The sequence below is a fragment of the Pollutimonas sp. M17 genome (genome assembly GCF_025836975.1).
Classification (GTDB): Bacteria; Pseudomonadota; Gammaproteobacteria; order Burkholderiales; family Burkholderiaceae_B.
In genome coordinates, this window is sequence record NZ_CP107548.1 from 2,579,003 (window position 1) to 2,598,560 (window position 19,558).

The following is a 19,558-nucleotide window of genomic DNA, read 5'->3' on the forward strand; positions in this document are numbered from 1 at the left end:
CTTATAAGCTCCAGAGAATTTTTGCAAAAAAGACGATAGCGCCCACCAGCCACAAGATGGTCAGCACTTGCAGGAACAAGCGCAGGCCGGCCGATCGAACGTAATCCATCCAGATGTCGCGCACACCGATCCAGGCGTGCCAGGCGACCGACAGAAAAGCCAGGGTGGCGAGCAACTGCCCCGCGGGGATGCCGATGAAGGTGAACGTGAACAGATTGCGCCAGCTTTCGAAATTCATTTCGGGAGTGAAAAGAATGCCGAGAAACAGCACGATGGTGTATACCGCCATGATGACGGCCGTGACACGCTGGGCGATGAAATCGATGGTGCCGTAATGGGCGCCGACGACCAGGCGCTTCGTACCGAGTAGTTCTTGTGCCATTACCACACCCCAAACAGTTTAAGACCGAAAACCAGGGTCAGCCCCAGGCTGACGCCGAACACCACGCCCGCCGTCTTCTGGGCGGTATGCTTGTCGTTGCCGATGTGCAGGTCCAGGACCAGGTAGCGGATGCCCGCGCAGAAGTGATGCAGGAAACCCCAGATCAGGGCCAGCAGGACCAGCTTGCACAGCGGGTTGGCGACCCAGGACTGTATGCTCGCGAAGCTTTCCGCCGAGGTGACGCTGAGCGCGAACAGGGGCAGGATGACGATCGGGATACAGAGGAACAATAAAGCGCCGCTGACGCGATGCAGAATTGACGATTTCCCTGCCAGGGGCAGGCGGTAGCTCAGAATCTGCGGAACGCTTAGATTGCGAAACTGCGGACGCGGCTTTGAAGCTGAATCGGACATGATGGCCTCGAGTTAAACAAAATAAATTTATTGCAAAGCGCTACAGGCATTTTCGCCGATTTAAGACGGATGCATCAAATCGGCGGAAAACCGCAGCTAATTCAAACTGTTTCTATAATGGAACCGCTCTGTTACATACAACCCCCTGCGCACTTCCATGGGACGGTCTCCGTAGGTATAGGACACGCGTTCGACCTGAAGCAGGGAACTGGCCGGGTCGACCTGCAGCAACTGCGCCTGGTCCGCGCTGGCCGAGACGGCTTTGATTTTTTCTTCCGCCCGCACCATGCTGACGCCGAATTCGGATTCGAACAAGGCATACAGGGGGCCGCGGTAGCGGGCCAGCGACTCGGCCGTCAGGCCGCGAAACACCGCTCCCGGCAGCCAGATGTCGTCCAGAATGGTGGGAGCCTGATCGAACGAAAGCAGACGGCGCATATTGACCACGATCTCGCCGCTGCGCAATTCGAGCAGCGCTGAAATGTCGGCCGGCGCCTTCACCCGCCGGCAATCCAGGACCTGGCTTCCGGATACGGGCTGCTTGCCGTCGTCGGCCGTCAGGCGCAAGAACCTGAAGCGGACCTTGGCCTCGTGGTGTGTTGCCACGAATGTACCCTTGCCCTGGCGCCGAAGCAACAGGTTTTCGGACGCGAGTTCGTCAATGGCCTTGCGCACCGTGCCTTGGCTGACCTGGAAGCGCGCCGCCAATTCGAGTTCGCTGGGAATGGCTTCGCCCGGCTTCCATTCGCCGCGATCAAGGCTTTGCAGCAACAGGCCCTTGATCTGCTGATACAACGGACTGAACGCCGCGCTGCTGGCAGAGCGATCAGGCGCGTTGCCGCGATCGGGTAGGGGCGAATCAGACATGGCGATAGGGATGGATGCCGTAGGGAAAATTAGATTGGGAAAGAGTTTCCAACGCCCGCCATTTTCGCACGCTTGACGCATTCTGTCTAACACTCTTCTGTCTTATATAAGATATAAGATAATTGACCGAATAGAGAAAATTAGCTACTCTATGGCGCTGTGTCCGCGCGCATGCGCGGCCCCGTCGCGCCAAAGTCGCACGGCCCGCATCCGGCACCGCTTTTCCAGCCCGTCCAGGGTTAAAGAAAGCCGTCAAAAGAATTACACTGTCCGTTGTCTCTTCTTACTCATTCCTACCATCTACCGGGAGATTGTTCATGTCCAAACCCGCCATGCGTGTCGCCGTCACCGGCGCTGCCGGCCAAATCGGCTATGCCCTGCTGTTTCGCATCGCCTCCGGCGAAATGCTCGGCAAAGACCAGCCGGTCATCCTGCAATTGCTGGAGATCCCAGACGAGAAGGCCCAGAAGGCGCTGAAGGGCGTCATGATGGAACTGGACGATTGCGCCTTCCCGCTGCTGGCCGGCATGAGCGCGCATAGCGATGCCCGCGAAGCCTTCAAGGACGCCGATGTCGCCCTGCTGGTGGGCGCCCGCCCCCGCGGCCCCGGCATGGAACGCAAAGACCTTCTGCAAGTCAATGCCCAGATCTTCACCGCCCAGGGCAAGGCGCTCAACGACGTGGCCAGCCGCAATGTCAAGGTACTGGTCGTGGGCAACCCCGCCAACACCAACGCCTACATCGCCATGAAGTCGGCGCCCGACCTGCCCGCCAAGAATTTCACCGCCATGCTGCGCCTGGATCACAACCGCGCCCTGTCGCAGTTGTCCGCCAAATCGGGCAAGCCTGTCGCCGACATCGAAAAACTGATCGTCTGGGGCAACCACTCGCCCACCATGTACCCCGACACACGCTTCGCCACCGTCGGCGGCGAAAGCCTGGATGCCCTGATCAACGATCAGGCCTGGAACCGCGATACCTTCATCCCCACCGTGGGCAAGCGCGGCGCGGCCATCATCGACGCGCGCGGCCTGTCGTCCGCCGCCTCGGCCGCCAACGCCGCCATCGATCACGTGCGCGACTGGGTGCTGGGCTCCAACGGCAAGTGGGTCACCATGGGCATTCCCTCCGACGGCTCCTACGGCATCCCCGAAGGCATCATCTACGGCGTGCCCGTCACCACGGCCAACGGCGAATACACCCGTGTCGAAGGGCTTGAAATCGACGCCTTCTCGCGCGAGCGCATGGACTTCACCCTGAAGGAACTGCTCGAAGAGCGCGACGGCGTGCAAGACCTGCTGAAATAAACGACGGCGATAACGGCAAGGCCCTGAAACAGGGCCTTGTTCTTATCGATTTCCAAAAACGCAGTAGTTGCAGCACATTGTCCTGATGAAGACAGTCTGGATGCCCGCTATCCAGTAGAGTCGGGACAAGATTTTTTTACGGAATCCACCATGACCCGACCCGCATCCGCCGGCGCCCTGTTTCGCCAGGCGCTGAAAGAAGAACAACCCCTGCAGATCATGGGCGCCATCAACGCCAATCATGCATTGCTGGCCAAGCGGGCCGGCTATCGCGCCATCTACCTGTCGGGCGGCGGCGTGGCCGCCGGCTCGCTGGGCCTGCCCGACCTGGGCATCAACACCCTGGACGACGTCCTGACCGATGTGCGCCGCATTACCGACGTATGCGATCTTCCCCTGCTGGTCGACATCGATACCGGCTTCGGGCCCTCGGCCTTCAACATCGCGCGCACCGTGAAAAGCCTGATCAAGTTCGGCGCGGCGGCCTGCCACATCGAGGATCAGGTGGGCGCCAAGCGTTGCGGCCACCGCCCCGGCAAGGAGATCGTCGGCACGCAGGAAATGGCCGACCGCGTCAAGGCCGCCGTCGATGCCCGTACCGACAGCGATTTCTTCATCATCGCCCGCACCGACGCCATCGCCGTCGACGGGGTGGATGCCGCGCTCGATCGCGCGCAGGCTTGCGTCGAAGCGGGCGCGGACGCGATCTTCGCCGAGGCATCCTACGACCTGGCCACCTACGAACGGTTCAGCAAGGCGCTGGATGTACCCGTTCTGGCCAACATCACCGAGTTCGGCCAGACGCCGCTGTTCACCGTCGATGAGCTGCGCGGCGCCGGCGTCGGCATGGTGCTGTATCCCCTGTCGGCCTTCCGCGCCATGAACAAGGCGGCCGAAACGGTATATGCCGCCATACGGCGCGACGGGCACCAGAAGAACGTCATCGACCTCATGCAGACCCGCAACGAACTCTACGACCGCATCGGCTACCACGAATTCGAATCCCGTCTCGATGCGCTTTTCCAGCAAGGCAAATCGAAATAACCTTTCAAGGAGTTGAGACATGGCTACAACCCAGGCAAAAGGCAAACAGGCCGCCAGCAAGCAAACCGCAAGCAAGCAGCCCGCGCCCGCCCCCAAGCCCAAGAAATCCGTTGCGCTGTCCGGCGTCGTGGCGGGCAACACCGCTCTGTGCACGGTGGGCCGCAGCGGCAACGACCTGCACTACCGCGGCTACGACATCCTTGACATCGCCGAAACCTGCGAATTCGAGGAAGTCGCCCATTTGCTGGTCCACGGCAAGCTGCCCAACAAGGCCGAGCTGGCCGCCTACAAGGAAAAGCTGCGCAGCCTGCGTGGCCTGCCGGCCCAGTTGCAGGCGGCCCTGGAAGCCCTGCCGGCCGCCAGCCACCCCATGGACGTCATGCGCACCGCGGTCTCCGTGCTGGGCTGCATCCTGCCCGAGAAAGACGACCACAACCTGCCCGACGCCCGCGACATCGCGGACCGCCTGATGGCCAATCTGGGCTCCGCCCTTCTGTACTGGTACCACTTCAGCCACAACGGGCACTACATCGACGTCCAGACCGACGACGACAGCATAGGCGGACACTTCCTGCACCTGCTGCACGGCAGGAAGCCCAGCGATGAATGGGTGCGCGCCATGCATACCTCGCTCATCCTGTACGCCGAGCACGAATTCAACGCCTCCACCTTCGCCAGCCGCGTCATCGCCGGCACGGGTTCCGATATGTATTCGGCCATCGCGGGCGGCATCGGCGCCCTGCGCGGGCCCAAGCACGGCGGCGCCAACGAAGTGGCCTTCGAAGTGCAGAAACGCTACGAATCGCCCGACGAGGCCGAGGCCGACATCCGCCGCCGCGTCGAGAACAAAGAGGTCATCATCGGCTTCGGCCACCCCGTCTATACGGTTTCCGACCCCCGCAACAAGGTCATCAAGGACGTGGCCCGCAAGCTGTCCAGGAAGCAGGGCAACACCAAGATGTTCGACATCGCCGAGCGCCTGGAAACCGTCATGTGGGACATCAAGAAAATGTTCCCCAACCTGGACTGGTTTTCGGCCGTGTCCTACCACATGATGGGCGTGCCCACCGCCATGTTCACCCCCCTGTTCGTGATTGCGCGCACGGCGGGCTGGTCGGCCCATATCATCGAGCAGCGCGTCGACAACAAGATCATCCGTCCCACCGCCAACTACGTCGGACCGGAAGACCGCAAGTTCGTTCCTATCGGCAAACGCTAAGGCACAGGACGGGGGCCGCCACGGCGCCCCCCGTCCCCATCCGCCGCCTCCGCGCCATGCCGCGGCTCCCGACCACCACCCCGCTTTTCCAGAACGCCATGAACACTGCAAACCGCAAACCCCTGCCCGGAACCCGGCTGGACTACTTCGACGCGCGCGCGGCGGTCGATGCCATTCGGCCAGGCGCCTACGACACCCTGCCCTATACCTCGCGCGTGCTGGCCGAGAACCTGGTGCGACGCTGCGATCCGGCCACCCTGACCGACTCGCTGAAGCAGCTCATCGAGCGCAGGCGCGACCTGGACTTCCCCTGGTTTCCGGCGCGCGTGGTCTGCCACGACATCCTGGGCCAGACCGCGCTGGTCGACCTGGCCGGCCTGCGCGAAGCCATCGCGGCGAAAGGCGGCGACCCGTCGCAGGTCAACCCCGTGGTGCCGACCCAGCTGATCGTCGATCATTCGCTGGCCGTCGAGCATGCGGGCTTCGAAAAGGACGCCTTCCAGAAGAACCGCGCCATCGAGGATCGCCGCAACGACGACCGCTTCCACTTCATCAACTGGACCAAGAAGGCCTTCAAGAACATCGATGTGATCCCGCCGGGCAACGGCATCATGCACCAGATCAACCTGGAGCGGATGTCGCCGGTGGTGCATGCGCGCGACGGCGTGGCCTTCCCCGATACCCTGGTGGGCACCGACAGCCACACGCCTCACGTCGATGCGCTGGGCGTGATTGCCATCGGCGTGGGCGGCCTGGAAGCCGAAAGCGTGATGCTGGGCCGCGCATCCTGGATGCGCCTGCCCGACATCATCGGCGTCGAGCTCACCGGGCAGTTGCGGCCGGGCTCCACCGCCACCGACCTGGTGCTGGCCCTGACCGAATTCCTGCGCAAGGAAAAAGTCGTGTCGTCCTACCTGGAGTTCTACGGCGAGGGGGCATCCCGCCTGACCCTGGGCGACCGCGCGACCATTTCGAACATGACGCCCGAATACGGCGCCACGGCGGCCATGTTCTACATCGACCGGCAGACCATCGACTACCTCAAGCTCACCGGCCGCGACGACGAGCAGGTCAGGCTGGTCGAAACTTATGCGAAGCAAGCCGGCTTGTGGGCCGACAGCCTGAAGACCGCCCAATACGAGCGCGTGCTGAAGTTCGACCTGTCGACCGTGGTGCGCAACATCGCCGGCCCGTCCAACCCGCATCGCCGGGTGCCCACATCGGAGCTCGCCGCGCGAGGCATCTCCCGCAAGGTCGAGAACGAACCCGGCCTGATGCCCGACGGCGCGGTGATCATCGCCGCCATCACCAGCTGCACCAACACCAGCAATCCGCGCAACGTGATCGCCGCGGGCCTGCTGGCGCGCAACGCCAATGCGCGCGGCCTAACCCGCAAGCCCTGGGTCAAGTCCTCGCTGGCACCGGGCTCCAAGGCGGTGCAGCTCTACCTGGAAGACGCCAAGCTGCTGCCCGAGCTGGAACAGCTGGGTTTCGGCATTGTGGGTTTCGCCTGCACCACCTGTAACGGCATGAGCGGGGCGCTGGATCCGGTCATCCAGAAGGAAGTGGTCGAGCGCGACCTGTACGCCACCGCCGTGCTGTCGGGCAACCGCAATTTCGACGGCCGCATCCACCCCTATGCCAAGCAGGCCTTCCTGGCCTCGCCCCCGCTGGTGGTCGCCTACGCCATTGCCGGCACCATACGTTTCGATATCGAGAAAGACGTGCTGGGCACGGACAAGGACGGCCGTCCGGTCACCCTGAAGGACATCTGGCCCACCGACGATGAAATCGACGCCATCGTCGCCGCCAGCGTCAAGCCTGACTATTTCCGCGTCGTGTACGACCCCATGTTCGCCGCCGCGGCCGATGCGGGCGAACGGCTGAGTCCGCTGTACGAATGGCGCCCGCAAAGCACCTACATCCGCTGCCCGCCCTACTGGGAAGGCGCGCTGGCCGGCGAACGCACACTCAAGGGCATGCGGCCGCTGGCCGTGCTGGGCGACAACATCACCACCGACCACCTGTCGCCATCGAACGCCATCATGGCCAACAGCGCGGCCGGCGAATACCTGGCCAGGATGGGCCTGCCCGAAGAGGACTTCAACTCCTACGCCACGCACCGCGGCGACCACCTGACGGCCCAGCGCGCCACCTTCGCCAACCCGAAGCTGCTGAACGAAATGGTCAAGGAGAATGGACAGGTAAAGCAAGGCTCGCTGGCTCGCATCGAGCCCGAAGGCAAGGTCACCCGCATGTGGGAAGCCATTGAAACCTATATGGAGCGCAAGCAGCCGCTGATCATCGTGGCCGGCGCCGACTACGGCCAGGGCTCCTCGCGCGACTGGGCCGCCAAGGGCGTGCGCCTGGCCGGCGTGGAAGCCATCGTGGCCGAGGGCTTCGAACGCATCCACCGCACCAATCTTGTGGGCATGGGCGTGCTGCCGCTGGAATTCAAGCCGGGCGTGAACCGCCACACCCTGAACATCGACGGCACCGAGACGTACGACGTCCTGGGCGCACCCACGCCGCTGGCCACGCTGACCCTGGTCATCCACCGCCGCAACGGCGAACGCGTCGAAGTGCCGGTCACCTGTCGCCTGGACACGGCGGAAGAAGTGTCCATCTACGAAGCGGGCGGCGTGCTGCAACGCTTCGCCCAGGACTTCATCGAATCGGCGGCGGCTGTTTAAGCAAGGAGAGATGTCATGACGCACGCACCCCAGATCAAAGTGCCGGCCACCTACATGCGCGGCGGCACCAGCAAAGGCGTGTTCTTCCGGCTGCAGGACCTGCCCGAATCCGCCCAGGCGCCCGGCGCGGCCCGCGACGCCCTGTTGCTGCGGGTCATAGGCAGTCCCGATCCCTACGGCAAACACACCGACGGCATGGGCGGCGCCACCTCCAGCACCAGCAAGACGGTCATCCTGTCCAGGAGCGACAGGCCGGGCCACGACGTCGATTATCTGTTCGGCCAGGTTTCCATCGACAAGCCTTTCATCGACTGGAGCGGCAATTGCGGCAATCTCTCGGCCGCTGTGGGTCCTTTCGCCATCGCCAATGGGCTGGTCGACGCCGACCGGATTCCGCAGGACGGCGTGGCGACCGTCCGCATATGGCAGGCGAACATTGGCAAGACCATCGTCGCCCACGTGCCCATCGTCAAGGGGCAGGTACAGGAAACCGGCGATTTCGAGCTGGATGGCGTGACGTTTCCCGCCGCCGAAGTGCAGCTTGAATTCATGGATCCCGCCGCCGAGGAAGACGGCGCGGGCGGCTCGATGTTTCCCACCGGCGCGCTGGTCGATGACCTGGAGGTGCCCGGCGTGGGAACATTGAAAGCCACCCTGATCAACGCCGGCATTCCCACCATATTCCTCAACGCCCGGGACATCGGCTATACCGGCACCGAGCTGCAGGAAGCCATCAACGGCAGCGACAAGGCCCTGGCCATGCTGGAAACCATACGGGCGCACGGCGCCGTGCGCATGGGCCTGATCCGGCACGTCGACGAAGCCGCCAGGCGCCAGCATACGCCCAAGGTGGCCTTCGTCGCCCCGCCGGCCGGCTATGTCTCGTCCAGCGGCAAGCCCATCGCCGCCGGCGACATCGACGTGCTGGTGCGGGCCGTCTCCATGGGCAAGCTGCACCATGCCATGATGGGCACGGCGGCTGTCGCCATCGCCACGGCCGCCGCGGTGCCGGGCACCCTGGTCAATCTGGCGGCTGGCGGCGGCGAACGCAACGCAGTATGCTTTGGCCATCCCTCCGGCACCTTGCGGGTGGGAGCCCAGGCCATCCAGAAAGACGGCGAATGGACGGTGACCAAGGCCATCATGAGCCGCAGCGCCCGCGTCCTGATGGAGGGTTGGGTCCGCGTACCCGGCGACGCGTTCTAAGCGAATTCGCCATCCACCTGGAGGGCCGCAAGGCATGGAATCCAGCACACATCAGGAATGGGACACCGTCCTGCGCGATATCGTCGACTATGTCCACGACTATCCGGTCGAATCCGAACTGGCGTACAACACCGCTCTTCTGTGCCTGATCGACACGCTGGGCTGCGGGCTGGAGGCGCTTGAATATCCGGCCTGCACCAAGCTGCTGGGCCCGGTCGTGCATGGCACCGTGGTGCCCAATGGCGCGCGGGTGCCGGGCACGCAGTTCCAGCTCGATCCCGTGCAGGCCGCCTTCAATATCGGCGCCATGATCCGCTGGCTCGATTTCAACGACACCTGGCTGGCGGCGGAATGGGGCCACCCCTCCGACAACCTGGGCGGCATCCTGGCATGCGCCGACTGGCTCTCGCGCAGCGCCGTCGCCGCCGGCAAACCGCCGCTTGCCATGCGCGCCGTGCTGACGGCCATGATCAAGGCGCACGAGATCCAGGGCTGCATCGCGCTGGAAAACTCCTTCAACAAGGTGGGACTGGACCACGTCCTGCTGGTCAAGGTTGCGTCGACCGCCGTGATTTCCGGTTTGCTGGGCCTGAATCGCGAAGAAACCCTCAACGCGGTCTCGCTGGCCTGGGTGGACGGGCAAAGCCTGCGCACCTACCGGCACGCCCCCAATACCGGCAGCCGCAAGAGCTGGGCGGCCGGCGACGCCACCAGCCGGGGACTGCGACTGGCGCTCATGGCCCGGACCGGAGAAATGGGCTACCCCACGGCCCTCACCGCCAGGATCTGGGGGTTCTACGACGTGCTGTTCAAGGGCCGGGAGTTCACGTTTCAGCGCCCCTATGGCAGCTATGTGATGGAAAACGTCCTGTTCAAGATTTCGTACCCGGCCGAATTCCATGCGCAGACTGCCGTGGAATGCGCCATGGCGATACACGGCGCGCTTTCCGCCGCGGGCAGAACCGCCGGCGACATCGAGGGCATCACCCTGCGCACGCATGAAGCCTGCCTGCGCATCATCGACAAGAAAGGGCCGCTGAACAATCCGGCGGACCGCGATCACTGCGTACAGTACATGGTGGCCGTGCCGCTGATTTTCGGACGGCTCACCGCCGCCGACTACGAAGACGACGTCGCCTCCGACCCGCGCATCGACGCCTTGCGCGCCAGGATCACATGCGTGGAAGACCCCGCATTCACGGCCGACTATCACGATCCGGACAAGCGGTCCATCGCCAACGCGCTGACCGTCCATTTCCATGACGGCAGCTCGATGGACGAAGTCGTGTGCGAATACCCCATCGGCCACAGGCTGCGCCGCGCCGAAGGCGTCCCCCTGCTGGAGGCCAAGTTCCGCAGGAACCTGGCCCGCCGCTTTCCGCCCCGGCAGCAGCAGCGCATCCTGGCTGCTTCGCTGGACCGCAAGACACTGGAAGCCATGCCGGTGCACGACTACGTCGACCTGTACACCATCTGATAAAAACAGGGGCGGCGCCAGTATGCTTAAATGGCACGCATCCGTTTTTTCCTTATACGTCAAGCGTCCCTTTGCGCATCGCCCAGGGGCCTGTTAACGCCGGCTATTCCGGCCCGCCGCCATGTTCGAGACTTTTGCATTCTATGCCCTGCCCTTCACCTTCACGCTGCTCGTCGCCTGCCTGCTGACCTGCGTGGTCTGCGGCGCCTTCCTTTTCCTGTTCCGCCTGCGCGTCACCAACCAGGCGCTGCGCCATCCCTATCTGGACAAGCAGCCGTGGGAACGCTATCCCCTTTCCATACGCGCCGCCATCCTGCTGGATTATTTTTTGCGCATCAGCTTTCCCAAGTCCAATTTCTGGATCATCGGGCAAGCCAACCGCCTGCTGGCCCATGTCCGGCCCGAGGAGCTTTCCACCCGCCTGAAATGGCCGCTGATCGGCTTCTGGGGCGGTTGTTTCGTAGGCATTGCCGCCTTGCTGGTGCTCTGGACGCTGATCCTGCTTACAATGGTCTGATGATTCTCAGACACCCAGAGGAACTTTGCCGTTTATGAGCCGCGCAGTCGAACACAATCTTGCCCAGCAGCGTTTCGAATGGACCGAAGACGGCGTGCTCAGCGTGCTGGACTATCGGCTTCAGAACGGCGTCATGGCCATTACACATACCGGCGTGCCCGAAGCCGTGGGCGGCCGCGGCATCGCCGCCGATCTGGCCAAAGCGGCGCTGGATACCGCAAGGGAGCAAGGCTGGGGCGTTCGGCCCCTGTGCTCCTACGTTGCAGCCTACATGAAACGCCACCCCGAATACCTGGACCTGGTGGCCTGATCGCCAAAACGGTGGCCTCGTCCGCGGCCACCGAACCGAAAACCGCAGTCTTTTCACCATAAAGCCACAGTTGCGGTTCTTATGTCTTATATAAGATATAAGACATTTGCCTCCAGGACGGCTTCCTTCTACAATTGAAGCTATAGAGCCATTCCTACAAACCTAGACCCAAAGGGCATGCATCATGCTGGAATCTTATCGTCAACACGTTGCCGAACGCGCCGCGTCGGGCATTCCTCCCCTTCCTCTTTCGGCCCAGCAGACGGCCGACCTGATTGAGCTGATCAAGGCTCCGCCCGCAGGCGAGGAAGACTTCCTGCTCGAACTGCTCACCCATCGCGTGCCGGCCGGCGTGGACGACGCCGCCAAAGTCAAGGCGTCCTACCTGGCCGCCATTGCGCTGGGCAAGGAAACCTGTGCCCTGATCGATCGCAAGCGCGCCACCGAACTGCTGGGCACCATGCTGGGCGGCTACAACATCAGCCCCCTGATCGAACTGCTGGACAATGCGGAATTGGGCGCGGTCGCCGCCGATGCGCTCAAGAATACGCTGCTGGTGTTCGACGCTTTCCATGACATCAAGGACAAGGCCGACAAGGGCAATGCCAATGCGCGCGCCATCCTGCAAAGCTGGGCTGACGCCGAGTGGTTCACCAGCCGCCCCGAAGTGCCCGAAAGCCTGACCCTGACGGTTTTCAAGGTCACCGGCGAAACCAATACCGACGACCTGTCGCCCGCTCCCGATGCCTGGAGCCGCCCCGACATTCCCCTGCATGCCCTGGCCATGCTCAAGAACCCGCGCGATGGCATACAGCCCGATGAGGCCGGCAAGATCGGCCCCATCAAGTTCATCGAAAGCCTGAAGCAGAAAGGCCACCTGGTCGCCTATGTGGGCGATGTGGTCGGCACGGGTTCCTCGCGCAAGTCCGCCACCAACTCGGTGCTCTGGCATACCGGCGAAGACATCCCCTTCGTGCCCAACAAGCGCTTCGGCGGCGTCTGCCTGGGCGGCAAGATCGCCCCCATTTTCTACAACACCATGGAAGATGCCGGCGCGCTGCCCATCGAACTGGACGTCTCCAAGATGAATATGGGCGACGTCATCGAACTGCGCCCCTATGAAGGCCGCGCCCTGAAGAATGGCGAAGTCATCTCCGAATTCAAGGTCAAGTCCGACGTGCTGTTCGACGAAGCGCGCGCCGGCGGCCGCATCCCGCTGATCATCGGCCGCGGCCTGACGGCCAAGGCACGCGAAGCGCTGGGCCTGGCTCCGTCGACCGTGTTCCGCCTGCCGCAAAACCCGGCCGATTCGGGCAAGGGCTACACCCTGGCCCAGAAGATGGTCGGCCGCGCCTGCGGCCTGCCCGAAGGCAAGGGCGTGCGCGCCGGCACCTACTGCGAACCCCGCATGACCTCGGTCGGCAGCCAGGACACCACCGGCCCGATGACCCGCGACGAACTCAAGGACCTGGCCTGCCTGGGCTTCTCGGCCGACCTGGTCATGCAGTCCTTCTGCCACACCGCCGCCTACCCCAAGCCCGTCGACGTCAAGACCCACCACGAACTGCCCGCCTTCATCAGCACGCGCGGCGGCGTATCGCTGCGCCCGGGCGACGGCATCATCCACTCGTGGCTGAACCGCATGCTGCTGCCCGACACCGTCGGCACGGGCGGCGACTCGCACACGCGCTTCCCCATCGGCATCAGCTTCCCGGCCGGCTCCGGCCTGGTGGCTTTCGCGGCCGCCACCGGCGTAATGCCGCTGGACATGCCTGAATCCGTGCTGGTCCGCTTCAAGGGCACGATGCAGCCCGGCGTCACCCTGCGCGACCTGGTCAGCGCCATCCCGCTCTACGCCATCAAGCAAGGCTTGCTGACCGTGGCCAAGCAGGGCAAGAAAAACATCTTCTCGGGCCGCATCCTCGAAATCGAAGGCCTGCCCGACCTGAAGGTGGAACAGGCTTTCGAACTGTCCGACGCCTCGGCCGAGCGTTCGGCCGCCGGCTGCAGCGTGCGCCTGAACAAAGAGCCCATCATCGAGTACATCAACAGCAACATCACCTTGCTGAAGTGGATGATCGCCAACGGCTACGAAGACGAGCGCACCCTGGGCCGCCGCATCAAGGCCATGGAAGCTTGGCTGGCCAACCCGCAATTGCTCGAACCCGACGCCGACGCCGAATACGCGGCGGTCATCGAGATCGACCTGGCCGACATCCATGAGCCCATCGTCGCCTGCCCCAACGATCCGGACGACGTCAAGACGCTGTCCGACGTGTCGGGCACCGCCATCGACGAAGTGTTCATCGGCAGCTGCATGACCAACATCGGCCACTTCCGCGCGGCATCCAAGCTGCTGGAAGGCAAGCGCGACATGCCCTCCAAGCTGTGGGTCGCCCCGCCCACCAAGATGGACCAGAAGCAACTGACCGAGGAAGGCCATTACGGCGTTCTGGGCAGCGCGGGCGCCCGCATGGAAATGCCCGGCTGCTCGCTGTGCATGGGCAACCAGGCTCAGGTGCGCGAAGGCGCCACGGTCATGTCGACCAGCACCCGCAACTTCCCGAACCGCCTGGGCAAGAACACCAATGTCTTCCTGGGTTCGGCCGAGCTGGCCGCCGTCTGCTCGCGCCTGGGCCGCATTCCCACGCGCGCCGAATACATGGAAGCGATGGGCGTGCTCAGCGAGAACAGCGACGAAATCTACCGCTACATGAATTTCGACCAGATCGAGGATTTCAAGGAAATCGCCGACTCGGTCAGCGTGTAAGCGGGCATCCGCCGCAAGCAGTACAGGCCCCCGGCGCGATGTGCCGGGGGCCTGTACTTTTTTGGAGTACCCAAAACTTCCCGAATCGGGCCTAAAATACTGGACAGCCCCCTTAACCCATCCTGGAGCTCTTATGTCGCACAACACGTTCAACAGTTTGCAGAAGTTCAAGGTCGGGCGGAAATCAGCCCAGTTCTATTCGCTGCCGGCGCTGGGCCAGGCATTGGGCATCGACATCCAGCGCCTGCCGGTATCGATCCGCATCGTTCTCGAATCCGTGCTGCGCAACTGCGACGGCAAGAAGATCACCGAAAAACACGTCAAGGACCTGGCCGGCTGGAAACCGCGCGCCAAGCGCAACACCGAGATCCCCTTCGTCGTCGCGCGCGTGGTGCTGCAGGACTTCACCGGCGTGCCGTTGCTGGCCGATATCGCCGCCATGCGTTCCGTCGCGGCCAAGATGGGCAAGGATCCCAAGCGCATCGAGCCCATGGTTCCCGTGGATCTGGTCGTCGACCACTCGGTCATGATCGACTATTTCGGCACCAAGGACGCCCTGGACCTGAACATGAAGCTGGAGTTCAAGCGCAATCAGGAACGCTACCAGTTCATGAAATGGGGCATGCAGGCTTTCGATACCTTCGGCGTCGTGCCTCCGGGCTTCGGCATCGTCCACCAGGTCAACCTGGAGCACCTGGCGCGCGGCGTGCATTACGACGCCCAGAATAACGTCTACTACCCCGACACTCTGGTCGGCACCGACAGCCACACCACCATGATCAACGGCATCGGTGTGGTCGGCTGGGGCGTGGGCGGCATCGAGGCCGAAGCGGGCATGCTGGGTCAGCCGGTGTACATCCTCACGCCGGACGTCGTCGGCGTCGAACTCACCGGCGAACTGCGCGGCGGCGTCACCGCCACCGACCTGGTCCTGACCATCACCGAATTGCTGCGCAAGCAGAAGGTCGTCGGCAAGTTCGTGGAGTTCTGCGGCCCCGGCACATCCAGCCTGTCGGTCACCGACCGGGCCACCATCGGCAACATGGCGCCCGAATACGGCGCCACCATGGGCTTCTTCCCGGTCGACGACCGCACCATCGAATACTTCAAGGGCACTGGCCGCAGCCAGGACGAGATCGAGGCGCTGAAGGCCTACTTCAAGGCCCAGGGCATGTATGGCGTGCCCGCCGCCCAGGACATCGGCTATACGCAGCTGGTCAAGCTCGACCTGTCCACCGTCACCCCCTCGCTGGCCGGGCCCAAGCGGCCCCAGGACCGCATCGAGCTGGGCGACGTCAAGAACACCTATACCCGGCTGTACTCCGAGCAATCGGCGGCCGGCTTCAACCAGCCGCCCGAGAAAATGCATCAGGTCTTCACGACCAGCGCGGGCACCCAGGTCAAGAATGGCGACATCCTCATCGCCGCCATCACGTCCTGCACCAACACCTCCAACCCCAGCGTGCTGCTGGCGGCCGGCCTCATGGCCAAGAAGGCCGTGGAAGCCGGCCTGACCGTGCCCAAGCACATCAAGACCTCGCTGGCCCCCGGCTCGCGCGTGGTCACCGACTACCTGACCAAGACCGGCCTGCTGCCCTATCTGGAACAGCTGGGCTTCGACGTGGCCGCCTACGGCTGTACGACATGCATAGGCAACGCCGGCGACCTTACGCCCGACCTGAACGAAGCCATCCTTCAGAACGGCCTGGTCTGCTCGGCCGTGCTCTCGGGCAACCGCAACTTCGAGGCGCGCATCCATCCCAACATCAAGGCCAACTTCCTGGCTTCGCCGCCGCTGGTCGTGGCCTATGCGCTGGCCGGCACGGTGCTGCGCGACCTCATGACCGAACCCGTCGGCACCGGCAAGAACGGCGACGTATGGCTGGGCGACATCTGGCCCACCAACGCCGAAGTCCAGGCCTTGATGGGCCAGGCGCTGGATCCCGCCGTCTTCCGCAGCAACTACGCCGAGATCCGATCCAACCCGGGCAAGCTGTGGGAAAACATCTCGGGGGTGCAGGGCGAGGTCTACAACTGGCCGCAGTCCACCTACATTGCCGAGCCGCCCTTCTTCGAAGGATTCGAAATGCGGCCGGCCGCCATGCCCGTCGTGAAGAATGCGCGCGCCCTGGCGGTGTTCGGCGATTCCGTCACCACCGACCATATCTCACCGGCCGGCTCCATCAAGGAAACGTCGCCCGCCGGCGAGTGGCTCAAGGCGCACGGCGTCATGAAGCAGGATTTCAACAGCTACGGCTCGCGCCGGGGCAATCACGAGATCATGATGCGCGGCACCTTCGCCAACGTGCGCATCAAGAACCTGATGATTCCGGCGCTGCCCGACGGCAGCCGCTACGAAGGCGGCGAGACCCTGTACCAGCCCGGCGGCGAACGCCTGTCCATTTACGACGCGGCCATGAAGTACGTGGCGGCCCAGGTACCCACCGTGGTGTTCGCCGGCGAAGAATACGGCACCGGCTCCTCGCGCGACTGGGCGGCCAAAGGCACGCAACTCCTGGGCGTCAAGGCCGTGGTGGCCCGCAGCTTCGAACGCATCCACCGCAGCAACCTGGTCGGCATGGGCGTCCTGCCGCTGCAGTTCAAGGGCGGCGACAGCGTGGAGTCGCTGGGCATCACCGGCGAGGAAACCTATGACATCTCCGGCATCGAGGCCAGCATCCGTCCGCAACAGGACGTCACGCTGACCATCCATCGCAAGGACGGCAGCAGGCAAGACGTCTCCATGCTGCTGCGCATCGATACGGCGACCGAGGTCGACTACTATCTGCACGGCGGCATCCTGCCCTACGTCCTGCGCGAACTGCTGGCTGCCTGACCCGCCCGCCTTCGCGGTTTTCCCGGAATCCCTGGCGCGCCCGGCGCGCCGGGGATTTCCTTTACGCACGGCCCGCCCGCCGGGACAGGGACGGCGTTACACTAGACACTTACCCTATCCGCTTTCCTTATGCCTCGTATGTCCGTTACCTCGCCCTCCCGCCTGAGCCGAGATGCCCAGCGCCTCCTTAGCCTTACCGAGGCCCTCGCCCGCTCCGGAAGCCGGCTCGAGGACGTTTACTGGGAAAATCTGCTGGGCGGCCAGCTGAACAAGCTGCTGCTGGGTAAAAAGAACAAGACCGTGGAAACCACGCTCGACTATCTGCTTGCCAGCGACATCAACGCCTATGAAATCCTGGTCGAACAGGCCGAGACCCTGTCCGAATCCGCCACACTCGCCCTGGATGGCGACGAGTATGATGCCCTGCTGTTCTCCGCGCCCATCGTCGCCTGGACCCGCTACCAGCTGCCGGAAGGCGAGCTTGCGCGGGAGCAGGCCGATGCCCTGGCGGACCGACTGCAAACCCATATCGCGGCCCCGGGCGCCCGTCTCGCCCTCATTCCGCGCCTGGTCAACTTCGACCAGATGCCCCAGTCTTTCCAGGAAACCCGCGGCTGGACGCAGCGCCTGGCCCAGCAGGCCCTGGGCCTGTCCAGCGAGCCCTGCGCGCTGGGGCGCCCCTCCGACGCCGAAGGCATGCTGGCGGACGCCCGTTTCGTGGTGGGCGTGATCGCGGTCCCCCGGGGGCAGGCCCTGTTCCGCTGGCAGGTGCGCCAGGAAGACGACAGCTTCCCGTCGCGGCAGCAGTGCCACGATGACTGGGCCGCCGCCTGCGCGGACATCCTGGCCGCCCTGTTCACGGGCTGCCATGTCGAATACCTGCAGGCCGACGCCTATTACGTCAACAGCCGCGAAGCCGACCGCCGCATACGCCCCCTGGCCTTGAAGGCGGCCGTAACCTGGCTGCAGACCGCCGCGCATCTGCCCGGCGGCGAACTGCGGGCGGTCATCGCCGGCTGCGGCGAATCCAGCATCGAGGAATACCGCATCGGCTTTTCCACCCGGGTGAGCAACGAAGTGGTCTACGGCTGCATATGGCCCGTGCTGAGCAAGGAAGAGGCCTTGGCCGACGGCATGGAAGCGGGTCACATCGACGTGCCCGACGAAGTCGCCGCGCTGCTCAAGGAAATGGGCGTCACCGACGTGCGCCGCCTGCCCGGCATCTACCCGGTGGAGTTCTGCGACGATTGTGGGGCGCCGCATTTTCCCAACCCCCTGGGCGAGATGCTGCACCCCGAACTTCCCGAAGAGACCGATCTCAGCCCGCTTCATTTTCACTGAATGGCGGGACTCTCCTTCGATATTTTCTGCCGTGTCGTCGACAATTTCGGCGACATCGGCGTGTGCTGGCGCCTGTCCAGGCAACTGGCGGCTCCGCCGTCACACAACCGCGTGCGCCTGTGGGTGGACGACTTGCGCAGCTTCGCCCGGATTGAGTCCGGTGTCGATCCTCAGGCCGGCCAACAGACGGTCAAAGGCGTGACCATCGTGCATTGGACCGGGCAACCGCCTGCGCTCAAGCCCCTGGATGTGGTGATCGAGGCCTTCGCCTGCGATCCGCCCGCCGACTTCATCGAGCGTATGGCCCGGCGGGACAGCCTGTGGATCAACCTGGAATACCTCAGCGCCGAAGCGTGGGTCGAATCCTGCCATGCCCTGCCCTCGATACAGCCCAGCGGCCTGCGCAAAGCGTTTTTCTTTCCAGGTTTCACGAAGGGAACGGGGGGACTGCTGCGCGAGCCCGGCTTGCTCGCCCAAAGGGATGCCTGGCGGGCCGATGCCACACTGCGTGAAGAGCTGCTGCGCCGGGTCGGCCTGCCTGAAGCACAGATAAGCCGCTTGCGGCGGGGTGCCCGCCAGGTCCTCTTGTTCAGCTATCCCGATGCGCCCGCCCGGGCGCTGGTGCAAACACTGCAAGGACAAGCCCCGGGCGCGGTCGTCCTGGTGCCGGCCGGCGTCTGCCCGGCCCTTCCCCGCGGGCAGCATGGCGCCGTCCACGTGCACGAGATGCCTTTCATCGACCAGGACGGCTTCGACCGCCTGCTGTGGAGCAGCGATCTGAATTGCGTGCGGGGCGAGGATTCCCTGGTCCGGGCGCTGTGGGCCGGCAAGCCGCTGCTCTGGCAGATCTACCCCCAGGAAGACGATGCGCACATGGTCAAGCTTCAGGCCTGGCTGGCCCTCTCGCCCTTCGGGCCGGAAATCAGGCAACTGATGGCGGACTGGAATACCGGCAACACGCCGGCCTGCCTTGACGTGCTGAGCCAGGTGTTGCAGCCGGCCGGCTGGGCGGAGTGGCGGGCCGCCGCCGCGGGCTGGAGCGAGCGACTGGCCCGTCAAACGGATTTGGCCTGCTCGCTGGCGGGGTTTTGCACGCGCCAGCAGCGAAAGAGTTAAAATACCAGGTTTTGTGAGTCATGCTCCGGCCCGGCAGTGCATCTGGCGGAGCAATCAAAC

15 protein-coding genes are annotated in these 19,558 nt (G+C 64.0%); 12 read left to right on the top strand and 3 right to left on the bottom strand.

Annotation, left to right across the window (positions count from 1 at the left end; all coding sequences use genetic code 11):
- Nucleotide 1: 1 nt before the first annotated feature.
- From sdhD to OEG81_RS12195, 3 genes are all read right to left on the bottom strand, one after another.
- On the bottom strand, nucleotides 2-382 hold the full coding sequence (gene sdhD, locus OEG81_RS12185; protein ID WP_264129522.1) for a succinate dehydrogenase, hydrophobic membrane anchor protein: 381 nt from the start codon (nucleotides 380-382) through the stop codon (nucleotides 2-4).
- Nucleotides 382-795 carry a succinate dehydrogenase, cytochrome b556 subunit gene (gene sdhC, locus OEG81_RS12190; RefSeq protein WP_264129523.1) on the bottom strand — a complete coding sequence of 138 codons (414 nt, stop codon included), beginning with the start codon at nucleotides 793-795 and terminating at the stop codon, nucleotides 382-384. Before sdhC ends, sdhD begins: the two co-directional genes overlap by 1 nt.
- A 96-nt stretch (nucleotides 796-891) precedes the next feature.
- Nucleotides 892-1,662, bottom strand: coding sequence for a GntR family transcriptional regulator (locus OEG81_RS12195; protein WP_264129524.1), 771 nt, complete (start codon nucleotides 1,660-1,662; stop codon nucleotides 892-894).
- Nucleotides 1,663-1,979: 317 nt separating this feature from the next.
- On the opposite strand from OEG81_RS12195, the gene OEG81_RS12200 reads away from it, so the two are divergent.
- The 12 genes from OEG81_RS12200 (at nucleotide 1,980) to earP (ending at nucleotide 19,498) form a co-directional block, all read left to right on the top strand.
- Nucleotides 1,980-2,969: a malate dehydrogenase gene (locus OEG81_RS12200; RefSeq protein WP_264129525.1), complete on the top strand. Its 990-nt coding sequence runs from the start codon at nucleotides 1,980-1,982 to the stop codon at nucleotides 2,967-2,969.
- Between the two features lie 150 nt (nucleotides 2,970-3,119).
- A complete protein-coding gene (gene prpB, locus OEG81_RS12205) occupies nucleotides 3,120-4,013 on the top strand; it encodes a methylisocitrate lyase (RefSeq protein ID WP_264129527.1) in 894 nt (297 codons plus the stop codon).
- A gap of 19 nt (nucleotides 4,014-4,032) precedes the next feature.
- Entirely contained in the window at nucleotides 4,033-5,232 is a 1,200-nt protein-coding gene (gene prpC, locus OEG81_RS12210) for a 2-methylcitrate synthase (RefSeq protein WP_264129528.1), read from the top strand.
- A gap of 98 nt (nucleotides 5,233-5,330) precedes the next feature.
- On the top strand, nucleotides 5,331-7,925 hold the full coding sequence (acnD, locus tag OEG81_RS12215) for a Fe/S-dependent 2-methylisocitrate dehydratase AcnD (RefSeq protein WP_264129529.1): 2,595 nt from the start codon (nucleotides 5,331-5,333) through the stop codon (nucleotides 7,923-7,925).
- A gap of 15 nt (nucleotides 7,926-7,940) precedes the next feature.
- A complete protein-coding gene (gene prpF, locus OEG81_RS12220; protein ID WP_264129530.1) occupies nucleotides 7,941-9,131 on the top strand; it encodes a 2-methylaconitate cis-trans isomerase PrpF in 1,191 nt (396 codons plus the stop codon).
- Between the two features lie 34 nt (nucleotides 9,132-9,165).
- Nucleotides 9,166-10,608 carry a bifunctional 2-methylcitrate dehydratase/aconitate hydratase gene (locus tag OEG81_RS12225; RefSeq protein WP_264129531.1) on the top strand — a complete coding sequence of 481 codons (1,443 nt, stop codon included), beginning with the start codon at nucleotides 9,166-9,168 and terminating at the stop codon, nucleotides 10,606-10,608.
- Nucleotides 10,609-10,729: 121 nt separating this feature from the next.
- The gene (locus tag OEG81_RS12230; protein WP_264129532.1) at nucleotides 10,730-11,125 is read left to right on the top strand and encodes a hypothetical protein; all 396 of its coding nucleotides are present in this window, start codon (nucleotides 10,730-10,732) and stop codon (nucleotides 11,123-11,125) included.
- Between the two features lie 34 nt (nucleotides 11,126-11,159).
- Nucleotides 11,160-11,435: a GNAT family N-acetyltransferase gene (locus tag OEG81_RS12235; protein ID WP_264129534.1), complete on the top strand. Its 276-nt coding sequence runs from the start codon at nucleotides 11,160-11,162 to the stop codon at nucleotides 11,433-11,435.
- 184 nt (nucleotides 11,436-11,619) lie between these two features.
- Nucleotides 11,620-14,205 (top strand): bifunctional aconitate hydratase 2/2-methylisocitrate dehydratase, encoded by a 2,586-nt coding sequence (gene acnB, locus OEG81_RS12240; RefSeq protein WP_264129535.1) that lies wholly within the window; start codon nucleotides 11,620-11,622, stop codon nucleotides 14,203-14,205.
- 133 nt (nucleotides 14,206-14,338) lie between these two features.
- Nucleotides 14,339-17,041 carry an aconitate hydratase AcnA gene (gene acnA, locus OEG81_RS12245; protein WP_264129536.1) on the top strand — a complete coding sequence of 901 codons (2,703 nt, stop codon included), beginning with the start codon at nucleotides 14,339-14,341 and terminating at the stop codon, nucleotides 17,039-17,041.
- 129 nt (nucleotides 17,042-17,170) lie between these two features.
- Complete coding sequence (locus tag OEG81_RS12250) at nucleotides 17,171-18,382, top strand: DUF2863 family protein (RefSeq protein ID WP_264129537.1); 1,212 nt, start codon at nucleotides 17,171-17,173, stop codon at nucleotides 18,380-18,382.
- Entirely contained in the window at nucleotides 18,383-19,498 is a 1,116-nt protein-coding gene (earP, locus tag OEG81_RS12255; protein ID WP_264129538.1) for an elongation factor P maturation arginine rhamnosyltransferase EarP, read from the top strand.
- Nucleotides 19,499-19,558: the final 60 nt, after the last annotated feature.